This is a genomic window from Sporosarcina sp. P37, from assembly GCF_002109365.1.
GTDB lineage: Bacteria > Bacillota > Bacilli > Bacillales_A > Planococcaceae > Sporosarcina.
In genome coordinates, this window is record NZ_CP015349.1 from 670,801 (window position 1) to 683,504 (window position 12,704).

At 44.6% G+C, this 12,704-nt stretch carries 16 protein-coding genes; 5 read left to right on the plus strand and 11 right to left on the minus strand.

From position 1 onward, the window contains the following. Positions 1 to 10 precede the first annotated feature (10 nt). From SporoP37_RS03510 to SporoP37_RS03520, 3 genes are all read right to left on the minus strand, one after another. Positions 11 to 796, minus strand: coding sequence for a MetQ/NlpA family ABC transporter substrate-binding protein (locus tag SporoP37_RS03510; protein ID WP_085430284.1), 786 nt, complete (start codon positions 794 to 796; stop codon positions 11 to 13). A gap of 127 nt (positions 797 to 923) precedes the next feature. Continuing rightward, positions 924 to 1,364 carry a DUF2269 family protein gene (locus SporoP37_RS03515; protein ID WP_085430285.1) on the minus strand — a complete coding sequence of 147 codons (441 nt, stop codon included), beginning with the start codon at positions 1,362 to 1,364 and terminating at the stop codon, positions 924 to 926. A gap of 8 nt (positions 1,365 to 1,372) precedes the next feature. Further along, positions 1,373 to 1,705 (minus strand): ASCH domain-containing protein, encoded by a 333-nt coding sequence (locus tag SporoP37_RS03520; RefSeq protein WP_081242350.1) that lies wholly within the window; start codon positions 1,703 to 1,705, stop codon positions 1,373 to 1,375. 392 nt (positions 1,706 to 2,097) lie between these two features. Between SporoP37_RS03520 and SporoP37_RS16840 the strand changes: the two genes are divergently transcribed. Next, positions 2,098 to 2,268, plus strand: a complete 171-nt coding sequence (locus tag SporoP37_RS16840) for a hypothetical protein (RefSeq protein WP_198160048.1) — start codon at positions 2,098 to 2,100, stop codon at positions 2,266 to 2,268. A 250-nt stretch (positions 2,269 to 2,518) separates the two neighbouring features. Here SporoP37_RS16840 and SporoP37_RS03525 read toward each other — a convergent pair whose 3' ends face one another. Then, the gene (locus tag SporoP37_RS03525; protein WP_081242352.1) at positions 2,519 to 3,271 is read right to left on the minus strand and encodes a FixH family protein; all 753 of its coding nucleotides are present in this window, start codon (positions 3,269 to 3,271) and stop codon (positions 2,519 to 2,521) included. Between the two features lie 156 nt (positions 3,272 to 3,427). Between SporoP37_RS03525 and SporoP37_RS03530 the strand changes: the two genes are divergently transcribed. The 4 genes from SporoP37_RS03530 (at position 3,428) to SporoP37_RS03545 (ending at position 6,492) form a co-directional block, all read left to right on the plus strand. Continuing rightward, positions 3,428 to 4,108 (plus strand): response regulator transcription factor, encoded by a 681-nt coding sequence (locus tag SporoP37_RS03530; protein ID WP_085430286.1) that lies wholly within the window; start codon positions 3,428 to 3,430, stop codon positions 4,106 to 4,108. Further along, the gene (locus SporoP37_RS03535; protein ID WP_085430287.1) at positions 4,101 to 5,501 is read left to right on the plus strand and encodes a sensor histidine kinase; all 1,401 of its coding nucleotides are present in this window, start codon (positions 4,101 to 4,103) and stop codon (positions 5,499 to 5,501) included. Before SporoP37_RS03530 ends, SporoP37_RS03535 begins: the two co-directional genes overlap by 8 nt. After that, the gene (locus SporoP37_RS03540; protein WP_081242355.1) at positions 5,501 to 6,064 is read left to right on the plus strand and encodes an SCO family protein; all 564 of its coding nucleotides are present in this window, start codon (positions 5,501 to 5,503) and stop codon (positions 6,062 to 6,064) included. The genes SporoP37_RS03535 and SporoP37_RS03540 overlap by 1 nt, the downstream gene beginning before the upstream one ends. A gap of 62 nt (positions 6,065 to 6,126) precedes the next feature. Next, a complete protein-coding gene (locus tag SporoP37_RS03545) occupies positions 6,127 to 6,492 on the plus strand; it encodes a hypothetical protein (protein ID WP_081242356.1) in 366 nt (121 codons plus the stop codon). Between the two features lie 14 nt (positions 6,493 to 6,506). On the opposite strand, the gene rlmN is transcribed toward SporoP37_RS03545, so the two are convergent. The 7 genes from rlmN to hisA all read right to left on the minus strand — a co-directional run bounded on the left by rlmN (position 6,507) and on the right by hisA (position 12,689). Next, a complete protein-coding gene (gene rlmN, locus SporoP37_RS03550; RefSeq protein ID WP_085430288.1) occupies positions 6,507 to 7,583 on the minus strand; it encodes a dual-specificity RNA methyltransferase RlmN in 1,077 nt (358 codons plus the stop codon). A gap of 79 nt (positions 7,584 to 7,662) precedes the next feature. Further along, complete coding sequence (locus tag SporoP37_RS03555; protein ID WP_081242358.1) at positions 7,663 to 7,845, minus strand: hypothetical protein; 183 nt, start codon at positions 7,843 to 7,845, stop codon at positions 7,663 to 7,665. 97 nt (positions 7,846 to 7,942) lie between these two features. Then, a complete protein-coding gene (locus tag SporoP37_RS03560) occupies positions 7,943 to 9,295 on the minus strand; it encodes a cyclic 2,3-diphosphoglycerate synthase (protein WP_085430289.1) in 1,353 nt (450 codons plus the stop codon). Between the two features lie 220 nt (positions 9,296 to 9,515). Further along, positions 9,516 to 10,577, minus strand: a complete 1,062-nt coding sequence (gene hisC / locus SporoP37_RS03565) for a histidinol-phosphate transaminase (protein ID WP_085430290.1) — start codon at positions 10,575 to 10,577, stop codon at positions 9,516 to 9,518. Further along, positions 10,570 to 11,220, minus strand: coding sequence for a bifunctional phosphoribosyl-AMP cyclohydrolase/phosphoribosyl-ATP diphosphatase HisIE (gene hisIE / locus SporoP37_RS03570; RefSeq protein WP_085430291.1), 651 nt, complete (start codon positions 11,218 to 11,220; stop codon positions 10,570 to 10,572). The genes hisC and hisIE overlap by 8 nt, the downstream gene beginning before the upstream one ends. Continuing rightward, positions 11,213 to 11,977, minus strand: a complete 765-nt coding sequence (gene hisF, locus SporoP37_RS03575) for an imidazole glycerol phosphate synthase subunit HisF (protein WP_085430292.1) — start codon at positions 11,975 to 11,977, stop codon at positions 11,213 to 11,215. The genes hisIE and hisF overlap by 8 nt, the downstream gene beginning before the upstream one ends. Further along, the gene (gene hisA, locus SporoP37_RS03580; protein ID WP_081242363.1) at positions 11,964 to 12,689 is read right to left on the minus strand and encodes a 1-(5-phosphoribosyl)-5-[(5-phosphoribosylamino)methylideneamino]imidazole-4-carboxamide isomerase; all 726 of its coding nucleotides are present in this window, start codon (positions 12,687 to 12,689) and stop codon (positions 11,964 to 11,966) included. The genes hisF and hisA overlap by 14 nt, the downstream gene beginning before the upstream one ends. Positions 12,690 to 12,704: the final 15 nt, after the last annotated feature.

The window sequence follows — 12,704 nt, forward strand, 5'->3', positions numbered from 1 at the left end:
TACGTGTTTTTTATTTGCCAAAGCTCTGAAATTTCTCTTCAATCACTTGTTTGAATGATTCAGACGCTGCCGCTTTTTTAATTGCCTGGGCAAAGTCTTTATCCTGGTCTTCTTCTCTCACTGCCACGATGTACTGCAGCTCTTCACTTATTTCCTCATGAGCCAACGCCTCTGTCAATTCCATTTCATTGGCCATAATGAAGTTATCAGGGATGACCGCCAAATCCCCGCTGGCCATCGATGCGATCAGCTGAGCTGTCAGGACAGGCTGGATTGTCAGGTCTTTCGGATTGCTGTCGATTTGTTTTTCGGTGACGCCATATGCAGATGCTTCTGCATCCAATGAGAGTAATCCTTGCTGTTCAAGAAAACGCAATGCTCTTGCCGTGCCAAGGTCGTCATTCGGGATCGTGATCCAGGCGCCGTTTGGTATATCATCCATAGACGTCAGCGAGTTTGAATACAAACCAAGCCCCACACTCGGCACTTCAGTCAATGCAGTGATTGGCAAGTTGAATTGTTCATTAAATTGAGTCAGACTGATTTTTTGCTGGCTGAGATTCGCATCAATTTCACCGTCTGCCAGATCCTGATTCGGTTCAATCAAATCTACATACGTTTTCACTTCCACGCTGTATCCCTGTTTTTCTAAAGCGGGTTTCAATGCCTGATCGATAACTTTTGCATAAATGCCAGCTGTTGTGCCGAATGTAATCGTTTCTTTGCTGTCAGACGGACTGCAGGCTGTCAGGAATAAGCCCAGAATCATCAGCAGACTGAATGCTTTCATTTTCATCTTCAAATCGTCCTTTCAAAAAACTGCTGTCTTCATCATATGCGCTCTGTTTTTCACTGTCAAACTGTGTCTTGCAACTAAAAAGATGTGCAGCATTGTACACATCTTTTTAGTCCGTTATGTAATTTTACCAAACTGCCGGTTTTTGCACCATAAGCCAAAGCATGATCAGAAGTAATCCGATATAGATCCAGGCGGTGCGCTGCAATTTATTGATGACTGCCTCCCTGTCGTTCCCGGACTCGTGGAATCGCTTTAATACAGATGAAAAACCCGTCGCCAGGAATATGCCGGACAGCAGCATAATACCGATTGTGAGGATAATCCAGGATGTGTGCCACGGCCATGGACCGAATAAAATCAGCAGTATGCCCGACACGACCAGAACATGGCCTGAATGCATAACCAGCCGGATGATGACTCGAATGAATGCCAGATAGATGTCTTCCGCTTCTGCTTTGGCAGTACGCAGCCGGCGGATCAAAGGCAGCAGGAGAAATAACGGTCCCACTGCAATGACAGCCGATACGACGTGCATAAATACGATCGCTCCATAATAGAGGTTCATCTATTACATCATTTCTGAATTGGGCTGTATTCGTGCACCCATACTTTCATTTTAGGCAGCCAAGGCATTTTATCATGGATAGACAGCATAGCCTGTTTATATTCCTCCACTGTGTCATGGCCTTCTGATTTCGCATCCTCATCTGTCAGTTCTCCGAGTGTCTGCTCATATAACTTTTCGATTCTAAACTCTTGTCCTTCTAAAATCATCGTCTCACCGGGATAAGCGTAGACGCCATTACGTCTTGTAGCCCATTTTTCACCGTTCAGTACTTTTTGTACGTCTTCAGGAATTGTCACCAGTCTTTCGATTGAGCAAGTCTTTTTTGGATAATTTGTCATGCTAACACTCCTCTGCCTATGTTAATCTTTCACCCCTACTAGTGTAACTCTTTTTCCCTGTGATATCGAGTTTTTACATTGAGTAAAGTGAGTGCGGGGCGGATTGAGCGGTTGGACGGGGGCTTTGAGCGGTTGCGGAGATGGTATGAGCGGGTGGACATGTGCATTGAGCGGTTGTGAAGATGGTATGATCACTTGGACACGTGCATTGAGCGCTGGCGAAGATGTATGAGCGCTTGCCCGGGTGCATTGAGCGCTCACGAAGATGTATGATCACTTGGACACGTGCATTGAGCGCTGGCGAAGATGTATGAGCGCTTGCCCGGGTGCATTGAGCGCTCACGAAGATGTATGATCACTTGGACACGTGCATTGAGCGCTGGCGAAGATGTATGAGCGCTTGCCCGGGTGCATTGAGCGCTGGCGGAGATGGTATGATCGGTTGGACATGTGCATTGAGCGGTTGCGGCGATGGTATGAGCGGGTGGACATGTGCACTGAGCGGTTGTGAAGGTGGTATGATCACTTGGACATGTGCATTGAGCGCTGGCGAAGATGTATGAGCGCTTGGACACGTGCATTGAGCGCTGGCGGAGATGTATGAGCGCTTGGACACGTGCATTGAACGCTGGCGAAGATGTATGAGCGCTTGCCCGGATGCATTGAGCGCTCACGAAGATGGTATGAGCGCTTGCCATGTGCTTTGAGCGCTTCCCCCCGCCTCATTGAGCGCCCGCCGCGAAAATAGAGAATACACATTACAAAGCATAAAAAACCCCCTTGCCGCAAGCGCGGCAAGGGGGTTAAATTACTTTATTTTACTTCCACCGTATATTCTTCATGTTCATGAATATCCTCGTTTTCCACATGGATAATTACTTGATAGCTGCCTGCTTTCGGAAATTGATATTTACCGGTATATTCGCCCGGCTTCGTTTCATCCGTGTCTACCCACTTCGTTTTTTTATCTGCATCGATTACTTCATAGCGGACTTGTGTATTTTCAAGTGCTGTGCCTTCAAGTTGAGCATGTGTCATCAGTTCCGTCTCAGCTGTTGCCGTTGCATCTTTAGGTTGCACGAAGTGAAGTGAGAGACCTTCTGCGCCATGGCTGTGCTCATTATGCTGACCTTCCTGGGCGCTTTCATGACCATCCGAATGTTGAGCGGATTCACCGATCTGAATTTGTTTTTCAGGCATGACATGCATATCGCGTGCCGTTACGTGTACTTGAACATGATACATTCCGTCTGTTTCAAACGTGGTCTCTGCCGAATAGATGCCTTCTTTGTCATTCGTCGTTTCCACATGAATACTGTCTTCTTTTTTGCCTTCTTCCCAGATTTCATACTCTACTTCTGATGCGTCTTCCACTTTTTCATCACCCTGGGTCACAAGCGTCGTCAGTGTCACCGGTTCATTGGCATTTGCCTGCTCCGGCACCGTCAGTTCCACTTCGATTGGTTCAGGCAATGCAGCCTCCGTCGGCACTTCTTCCTTTTGGCCGCATCCCGCAAGCGCGGTAATCATGGCCGTGCTCATTACTAACATTCCGAAACGTTTCATATTTTCATTCTCCTATCTGTTCGTTTAGCTGTTATGATTATAAGATATGATTGCGAAATTTCTATGAAGTTTCAACAACTTTTTGAAACTTCATGTGAATTTCACATCTTTTACGGAAAATTAACCTATAACGATTTAATGAAATGAGGAGTTCCCATGAGTTACCAATTACTAGTCATTGATGATGAACCGCAAATGCGGGATTTAATTCGCATGATTTTAGAAGATGCGGGATACAGTGTACTCGAAGCAAGCGATGGCATTCACGCATTATCCGTCATCAAACAGCATGATGTGGATTTATGTATCGTGGATGTGATGATGCCTTACATGGATGGATTCACGTTCGCCGAGGAATTGAAGCGCTCTTCTTCCATTCCATTGATATTCCTTTCTGCGAGGGGTGAGGAATGGGATAAAGTGCAAGGTTTGAAACTGGGCGGAGACGATTACATCGTGAAACCGTTCTTGCCGCGTGAACTGGTTGCCCGCATTGAAGCTGTATTGCGCAGAACGTATCGCCGTAATCCAGACCCGCTGATCATGCAGGCAGGCCCTTTGACAATCAATGAAGATTCCTACACAGCACATCTGGACGGAAAACCCCTTAATTTAACATTGAAAGAATTCGGCCTGCTGCTATTGCTTGTCAAACATAAAGGGCGTGCGTATTCCCGTGAGCAATTACTTGAATTAATTTGGGGGGACGATCATCAAAGCAGTGAGCGGACAATTGATACACATATTAAAACACTGCGCTTAAAACTTGGCGATGCCGGCGAAATGATTGAGACGGTATGGGGGATCGGCTATAAATTAGAGGATCCCGATGAATAATCTCAATTTAAGCAAAAAAATGATGATTGTCTTTCTCGGAAGCATCACCTGTACGATTTTATTTTCATTTTTTTTCATTCATTATTTATATACCGATTTGTACAAAGAACAAATCAAGGAATCGATCATGTATCAGGGCAGCAGAACGGCAGCGCATTATCATTACGGCGAACTCAGTGATTCCATTATAGAAAAAATTCAATGGTATAACATTGTTTCGGAATATGAAATTATCGTAGTCGACCGTCTTGATGATTTAACGTCTTACTTCCCCTATCAGCTGGATTACCAATCACTGATCAATGACAGCGACGAGAAATCATTGGAAATGGGACAGCCCGTCATGAAGGAAGGTTTTGTTGAAGAGCTGAACCGAGAAATCTTCGGCGGAATTTTCCCGATCAAAGGGGAAAACGGGCTGATTGGCTTTATTTATATTTATGTTCCGCTTGCTGCCATCCAAGATGTGTTTCATGACAGTCTGCCGATTATGCTGCTTGTAGGCAGTGCATTTTTTCTCATCCTGTTTTACATTTTGCAGCGTGTCTGGCGCTCACTGTTTGAGCCGCTGCAGACATTGCAGACATATTCAGAAGAAGTGTCTAAAGGCGATTATTCTAACCGGCTCAATACAGACCGGACGGATGAAATCGGCAAGCTTTCAGCCGCATTTGATTCGATGAGCCGTTCTCTGGAAGAACAGGATCAGCGCAAGAAAGATTTCACTTCTAATATTGTCCACGAGCTGCGGACGCCTTTAACGTATATTAGCGGCTATGCACAACTTTCACGCGACAAGATCGATGCATCACCTGAAGAGGTAAAACAATATTTATCGACGATCGAAAAAGAAACAGAACGCTTAAAAAAGCTCATTCATGACTTAGTCGAATTAAATCACCTGGAACAGGATCTGTATACATTAGAGCATGAGCCAATTGCCATTGCCCAGCTGCTGCTCGATACACTGGAGTTATTTACAGTCCGGCTGCGTGATAAAGGGATTCAGTTACAGACCGCGATTGATGAAGAGTGTATTGTAGAAGGTGATCCGAAACGGCTGCAGCAGGTATTTTATAATACGATTGATAATGCGGCGAAGTACGCGGAGCACTCGATTTCTATTGATCTGACAGCCACTAAATCAGGCGTGCAATATCGGATTACAAATGACGGAATTACAATCGAAGACGAAGATGTAGAACGGATCGGGGAACGGTTTTTCCGTACAGATAAAGCACGGAACAGGACGACGGGCGGGACAGGACTCGGGTTATCGATCGTGAAAGAAATCGTTCGCCTGCATAAAGGGTCGTTCACGATTTCTAATAAAATGAATGAAACAACGGTCACCATCGAATTGGCGGAGCAAAATCAAAGGAGTGAAAGCTGATGAAACGACTGGTCCCCTTTATGCTGCTGCTCACCTTGCTGATCGGCGGCTGCAGTGAGCCTCTGGAACGCGGAAAACATGTCCGTGAATTCTCTTTCACCGATCAGGACGGAAAGCCATTCCATTCAGAGTCACTCAACGGCACACCATGGATTGCAGATTTCATTTTCACAAACTGCACTACTATTTGTTCCACACTGACAAGTGAAATGGCGGATGTGCAGAAGGACTTGAAAGACCGCGGCATTGACGTGAATTTCGTTTCCTTTTCAGTAGATCCTGAGAATGACACACCGAGAGCACTGAAAGACTATATTGCTAATTTCACAGAGGATGAATCTAACTGGCACTTGCTCACCGGCTACTCGCAGCAGGAAATCGAAGCGTTTGCGCGTGAAGAGTTTCAGTCGTTTGTTTTGAAGCATGAATCTTCCACACAAGTAGTCCATGGCACAAATTTTTATTTATTGGATGGTGAGGGCTATATTATCAAGGAATATAACTTCTCAAACGAGTCATTTAAAGAGGAGTTGGCAGCTGATTTGAAGCGGCTGAAACATTGATCGGGTTGCGTGACGAATTTCGCTGATTCCGCTATACTATGTAATGAAAGCAGGTGTACGTGTTGGATTCTCGTTATTGGAAAGTCGGTTTTTTTGCGTCATTGATTTCATTCGTGCTGCTCATTTTGGGCGTTCGCACGATCTTGGGACATGACCTGGTCGTCAATAACTACTTAACATTTGCCGTATTCGGCCTGATTGTCGGCATAGTAAGTTCGCTCTTGCTCTTTTATCAGCTGCCGATCGCATTTAAGATGTTTATGGTGACACTCGTTTTGGCATTTGCAGAAATGTTCCGCAGCTTCCTCATGATGGATAATGAATTCTCTGAAGCAATTGGTATATTATCATTGTTTATCATTTCATCATTTGGACTGGCCATTTCCGTAATTGTTCAATTTATCGTTAAATTGTTGCGCAAAAAGTAAAAACCGGTTGGAGATTATTCTCCGACCGGTTGTTTTTTTGCTGTTTTAATTTGCTTGCTGCGTAACTGACCGCATGCTGCATCAATATCCGTTCCATTCTCCAGGCGCACACCGCAATTGATCCCCTTGCGTTTAAGTGCCTCATAAAACGATTTGATTGCCTGCGGTTCACTGCGCTGATACTGTCCATGCTCATCAACAGGATTATATGGAATCAGATTCACATACGAGAGATGGCGTTTATCTGCCAGCAGCCGGCCAAGTTCTTCCGCTTCTTTGACATGGTCATTGACATCGCGCAATAAAATATATTCAAACGTAATTCGGCGGTTAGTCTTTTCCAAGTAGTAATTAATGGAATCCATCAGCTTTTCAATCGGGAATGCCTTGTTGATCTTCATGATAGATGAACGCAATTCATTATTCGGCGCGTGTAATGATACCGCCAGATTGATCTGGATATTTTCATCCGCGAATTCCTTAATCTTTTCTGTCAAACCGCTTGTTGAAACAGTGATATGACGTGCACCGATTGACAGGCCTTTTTGATCGTTAACGATATGAAGGAAGTTCATCAGATTTTTATAGTTATCGAACGGTTCACCGATCCCCATTACGACGATGTGGCTGACACGCTCCTCTTCACCTTTACCATCCAGATGCTCTTGCACTTTCATGATTTGCCCCACGATTTCTCCTGCATCCAAGTCGCGATTTTTGCGCAGCAGCCCGCTTGCGCAGAAACTGCAGCCGATATTACAGCCGACTTGTGTTGTCACACAGACAGAGTAACCATACGGAAATTTCATCAGGACCGTTTCAATCAAATTGCCGTCGGTCATTTTAAAAAGAAATTTCACTGTGCCGTCTTGCGATACTTGCTTCACTGTTTGTTCCAGCGTTTGGATGGAGAAGTTCTCATCCAATAAGTTGCGCGTCTCTTGACTGATGTTTTTCATCTCATCAAATGACAGTACGCGTTTTTTGTAAAGCCAGTCCCACACTTGTGCAGCGCGGAACTTCTGTTGTCCGTTTTCTATAAAGAAGTTTGTCAATTGTTCGATTGTCAAACCGTATATGGATTTCTTCATGTAGTTTCCAGCCTCTTTTCAAAATTGCAATCTTGTAATTATACTACAAGATGCTGCAAAATGGAACAACTGATACGTTTTATGATTGTTCATTTCTGACGTTTTTGTCAGTTCTGAGTTTTAAGAAAAACGCCAGAAGGTTCAATGCTGCCAGGACAGCGAAAAAAATTCCCATTCCCGTATGTCCCGCAGCGATGCGGTCATAGGCAAAATACGCCATGACAAGACCGATGACAAGATCGATGATTTTTGAATTAAACAAGATGCTTCCCCCTTACTGATTCTCTCCACAGTATAGCAGAAAAATGCACCTGCAGCGGAAGTTTCATCCCGACAGGTGCATAGTTATAATGATTTATTTACACATTTGTTGCAGAAAGATTATGCTTTTCGATAAAATCAGCAAGAACCGTTTCAAGATTCGGACTGCCTACTTCTTTCAGATCATAATACACACGTGTGCATGGCTTATTAATAGTAATGACACGTGATAAATCCATCGGCGTTCCGATGATCACTGCATCTACATCCGCTGCATTAATCGTAGCTTCGAGATCTTTCAGCTGTTGGTCGCCGTATCCCATTGCCGGCAAGATATTTTCGATATGCTGATACTTATCGAACGTTGTTATCAGGCTGCCTACTGCATATGGACGCGGGTCAACGATTTCAGCTGCACCAAGACGCTGTGCTGCAATCACACCTGCACCCAGTTTCATCTCTCCGTGCGTCAGCGTCGGGCCGTCTTCTACTATCAAGACGCGCTTTCCTTTGATGATTTCAGGATTGTCCACTGTGATTTTAGATTCTGCCTTAATGATGGTGCTGTCCGGCGCTGCGAATTTAATATTGTTTTCGACAGTCTCGATTGCTTCCTCTGATGCGCTGTCGATTTTATTAATAATTGATACATCTGTCGTACGCAGGCAAACTTCGCCTGGATAATATTTCAATTCATGGCCAGGACGGTGCGGGTCAAGAACTGTGATCGCCAAGTCCGGCTCATAGAATGAAAAGTCATTGTTTCCGCCATCCCAAAGGATTACGTCACAGCCGTCCGGGTCATTTTCAGCGGCGTCAAGGATATCCTGATAATCAACGCCCGCATAAATAATGTTTCCGCGGTCCACGTGCGGCTCGTATTCTTCCATTTCTTCAATGGTGCACTTATGCTTCTTGAAATCTCCCACTGTTGCATAACGTTGAACACGCTGCTCAGCCAAGTTGCCATATGGCATTGGGTGACGGATTGCCACTACCTTCAAGTCATGCTCCAGTAATGTTTCAATAATTTTACGTGAAGTCTGGCTCTTCCCTGTACCTGTTCTGACTGCACAAACAGAAATAACCGGCTTGTTGCTCTTGATCATCGTTGCTTTTGAACCAAGCAGTGTGAAGTTTGCACCCGCTGAGTTGACAATTGCACCAATTCCCATAACTTTGTCATAGCTTAGGTCACTGTATGAGAATACACATTCATCAACTTTCAGTTCTTTAATTAATTCAGGAAGCTGATCCTGTGAATAAATCGGAATCCCTTCAGGATATAGTTCGCCGGCTAATTCAGCCGGATATTTACGTCCGTCGATGTCTGGAATCTGTGTCGCTGTAAACGCTACTACATTGTACTCTTCCTTATTACGGTAGTATGTATTGAAATTGTGAAAGTCTCTGCCTGCTGCACCAATGATGATTATATTTTTTGTTTTCATAAATTTATCTCTCCAATCGAGCTTCTTTTTATTATTATAAGACAGAATGTATAAAAATACAATAGAAAAGTTTTAAAATACATCAATTCGTATACATATACACCAGGGAACACTGTCAAACATTGACGTAAAGGCCGTTATATCAGCGGTTTAGGACGCTTTATACATCTTTATTCAAATAAAAAACCATTCACGCATGAATGGCTTTTTATCGATTTATTCATCTATTCAATTGTCTAAGCACTGAATACAGTGTATTCATCTGCTCATCGGTGCCAATAGATATTCGCAAATAGTCACGAATACCTTCCTGGTCAAAGTGGCGGACTAAGATCCCGCGGCTTTTCAGTTTTTCATATAATGCTTTCGCATCCTTGTGTAAAGGCTTAGCAAAGACGAAGTTCGCATCGGAAGGCAAAACGTCAAATCCGATTTCTCGCAGAGTTTGCACGGCTGATTCACGCGTTCGAATGACCTTATTTATACTTTCAGTAAAATACGCATGGTCTTCAAACGCTGCCGTCGCGCCTGCCATAGCGAGGCGGTCGACTGTATAGGAGTTAAATGAATCTTTGATGCGTGTCAAACCAGCAATCAATTCAGGCTGCCCAAGTGCAAATCCGACTCGCAATCCTGCAAGCGCGCGCGATTTCGATGTCGTCTGAATGACCAGCAAGTTATCGTAGCGTCCAATCAGCTTCATCGCAGACGGGCCGGCAAAATCGATATAGGCTTCATCGATAATGACGATTTGATCAGGATTCTGCTGAAGAATTTCTTCGATTACATCCAGTTTTGCATATATACTTGTCGGTGCATTTGGATTCGGTAAAATGACCCCGCCCGGCGAATGGAAGAATTTCTTCTTTGGAAGAGTGAAATCTTCATTCAGCGGCACTTTGTCAAAAGGAATATTGAATAACTTCGCATAAACCGGATAGAAGCTGTAACTGATTGCAGGGAATTTAATCGTTTTACCCGGCTCGAAAAATGCCATAAAAGAAAAGGCTAATACTTCGTCAGAGCCGTTCCCTACGAATACGTTCTCTTTTGTCAGACCGTATGTTTCTGCAATAGCGTGCCGAAGCGGATCCGCTGTCGGCGACGGATAGCGCTGCAATGTATTCCCGTTTACTGCTGTTTGTATCGCCTCGAGCACTTTCGGGCTTGGAGGATACGGGCTTTCATTCGTATTCAATTTGATGATGTCCGGCTGATTCAATTGCTCTCCGGGAACATAAGGTTCTGTACGGCGTGCAACTGTGCTCAGAAATCTACTCATTTCGCGGCACTTCCTTTTTCGGGCGTCTTTCGCGCAGCACTTGCTGAACATCTTTCAGATCAACGTCCAAAATATTCATCAATACGAGTGTGTGATATACAAGGTCAGCGATTTCATTGGATACTTCTTCTTTGTCCGCATTTTTTGCGCCGATTACGACTTCCGTAGATTCCTCTCCAACTTTCTTCAACACTTTGTCAATGCCTTCCTTGAATAAGTATGTGGTGTATGAACCGTCGACCGGATTCGCTTTGCGGTCTGCAATTTCATCAATGACTTCATAAACTACTTCGCGCAAGGATTCTTCTTTTTCCACAGCCGTTGTAAAGAAGCATGTTTTTTCACCCGTGTGACAAGCCGGCCCCTTTGGAGTGACCTGGATTAGTAATGTATCCTGATCACAGTCCACGGAAATACGCTGTACTTGCTGCGTGTTTCCCGAAGTCGCGCCTTTATTCCACAGCTCCTGTCGTGAGCGGCTGTAAAACCACGTTTCATTTGTTTCTATTGTTTTTTCGATAGACTCTTCGTTCATGTAAGCAAGCATTAGGACTTCCCCAGTGCGGTCGTCTTGCACGACTGCAGGAATAAGACCTTTATCGTCGAACTTCAGTGCCTTGATGTCTAGTGTCATTTTAGTCATTCCTAACTGAGATATTTTCTTCTGACAAGTAGTTTTTCAACTCGCGAATATTGATTTCATTGAAGTGGAACACAGACGCTGCCAGTGCCGCATCTGCTTTTCCTTCTGTCAGTACAGCTTTAAAGTGTTCAGGCTTCCCGGCACCGCCGCTCGCGATGATTGGAATATTGACTGCTTCCGCCATCGCACGGTTCAGTTCCAGATTGTATCCGTCTTTTACGCCGTCTTCGTCGATACTGTTCACGACGAGTTCGCCAGCGCCCAGATTTTCCATTTTCTTTGCCCATTCGATTGCATCGATGCCTGTCTCTTCCATACCGCCTTTTGCAAATACAGACCATGTGCCTTCACCTGTTTGACGGACATCCATAGAAAGCATAACACGTTCAGAGCCATACTTATCAGCTACTTCTTTAATCAGTTGCGGATTCGTCAGTGCCGCACTGTTAATGGAAACTTTATTGCCGCCGAGCTCGAATAATTTGTCGACATCTTCCAGTGTACGGATTCCGCCGCCTACGATAAATGGCACTGGAACTTCTTTTGCAATCTCTTCAATTAAATCCAGAAACATGCCGCGGTTTTTCGTCGATGCAGAGATATCATAGAATACGAGTTCATCCGCACCATCGGCTACATATTTTTTTGCCAAAGTCAGGGGATCTGCCACTTCCTGCACGTCCAAAAATTTCTTTCCTTTTACGACTTTACGGTTGTCAACGTCCAAACACGGAATAATTTTTTTAGTTACTGACATGACTGTCGTCCCCCAATAATTTTTTTAAGGATAATTTGCCTTCATAAAGCGCTTTTCCAATAATGGCACCATACAAATTGTCTGCCGCTAATTTCTCAATGTCTTCTTCTGTCGATACACCGCCTGATGCGATAATATCGATGGAAGATGCTTCATTCATTATGTTCAGTTCTTCAAAATTTGGACCTTGCAGCATGCCGTCTTTCATAATGTCTGTATAGACGACTGTTTTGACGCCGATTTTCGCCAGGTCCTGCAGCAGATCCACTGCTTTCACATCGCTTGTTTCCGTCCAGCCGTCTGTTGCAACTAACCCATTACGCGCATCAATGGACACAGCAATCTGATCGCCGTATTTTTTCACAGCCTCTTTCAGGAATTCAGGATTCTGAATGGCTGCTGTACCGATGATGACGCGCGCGACGCCGCTTGCGATATGCGAGTCGACAATTTCCATGCTGCGGATTCCGCCGCCTACTTGTACAGGTATGCTGACTGCTTTAGCAATGGCTTCGATTGCTTTTTTGTTGGCAGAATCGCCTGTTTTGGCACCGTCCAGATCTACGACGTGTATGTACTCGGCGCCTTGGCTCTGCCATTCTTGTGCCATGTCTGTCGGTGAGTCGTTATAGATAATTTCCTGTGCGTAGTCACCTTGGATGAGGCGTACGCATTTGCCGCCTCTAATATCGATTGCTGGGAATAAAATCATCAACTAGTCCTCCTA

Excerpts from the sequence above, each read along its gene's own strand:
- SporoP37_RS03510 (WP_085430284.1), bottom strand. The coding sequence starts at position 796 with ATGAAAATGAAAGCATTCAGTCTGCTGATGATTCTGGGCTTATTCCTG.
- SporoP37_RS03515 (WP_085430285.1), bottom strand. The coding sequence starts at position 1,364 with ATGAACCTCTATTATGGAGCGATCGTATTTATGCACGTCGTATCGGCT.
- SporoP37_RS03520 (WP_081242350.1), bottom strand. The coding sequence starts at position 1,705 with ATGACAAATTATCCAAAAAAGACTTGCTCAATCGAAAGACTGGTGACA.
- SporoP37_RS16840 (WP_198160048.1), top strand. The coding sequence starts at position 2,098 with ATGAGCGCTTGCCCGGGTGCATTGAGCGCTGGCGGAGATGGTATGATC.
- SporoP37_RS03525 (WP_081242352.1), bottom strand. The coding sequence starts at position 3,271 with ATGAAACGTTTCGGAATGTTAGTAATGAGCACGGCCATGATTACCGCG.
- SporoP37_RS03530 (WP_085430286.1), top strand. The coding sequence starts at position 3,428 with ATGAGTTACCAATTACTAGTCATTGATGATGAACCGCAAATGCGGGAT.
- SporoP37_RS03535 (WP_085430287.1), top strand. The coding sequence starts at position 4,101 with ATGAATAATCTCAATTTAAGCAAAAAAATGATGATTGTCTTTCTCGGA.
- SporoP37_RS03540 (WP_081242355.1), top strand. The coding sequence starts at position 5,501 with ATGAAACGACTGGTCCCCTTTATGCTGCTGCTCACCTTGCTGATCGGC.
- rlmN (WP_085430288.1), bottom strand. The coding sequence starts at position 7,583 with ATGAAGAAATCCATATACGGTTTGACAATCGAACAATTGACAAACTTC.
- SporoP37_RS03560 (WP_085430289.1), bottom strand. The coding sequence starts at position 9,295 with ATGAAAACAAAAAATATAATCATCATTGGTGCAGCAGGCAGAGACTTT.
- hisC (WP_085430290.1), bottom strand. The coding sequence starts at position 10,577 with ATGAGTAGATTTCTGAGCACAGTTGCACGCCGTACAGAACCTTATGTT.
- hisIE (WP_085430291.1), bottom strand. The coding sequence starts at position 11,220 with ATGACTAAAATGACACTAGACATCAAGGCACTGAAGTTCGACGATAAA.
- hisF (WP_085430292.1), bottom strand. The coding sequence starts at position 11,977 with ATGTCAGTAACTAAAAAAATTATTCCGTGTTTGGACGTTGACAACCGT.
- hisA (WP_081242363.1), bottom strand. The coding sequence starts at position 12,689 with ATGATTTTATTCCCAGCAATCGATATTAGAGGCGGCAAATGCGTACGC.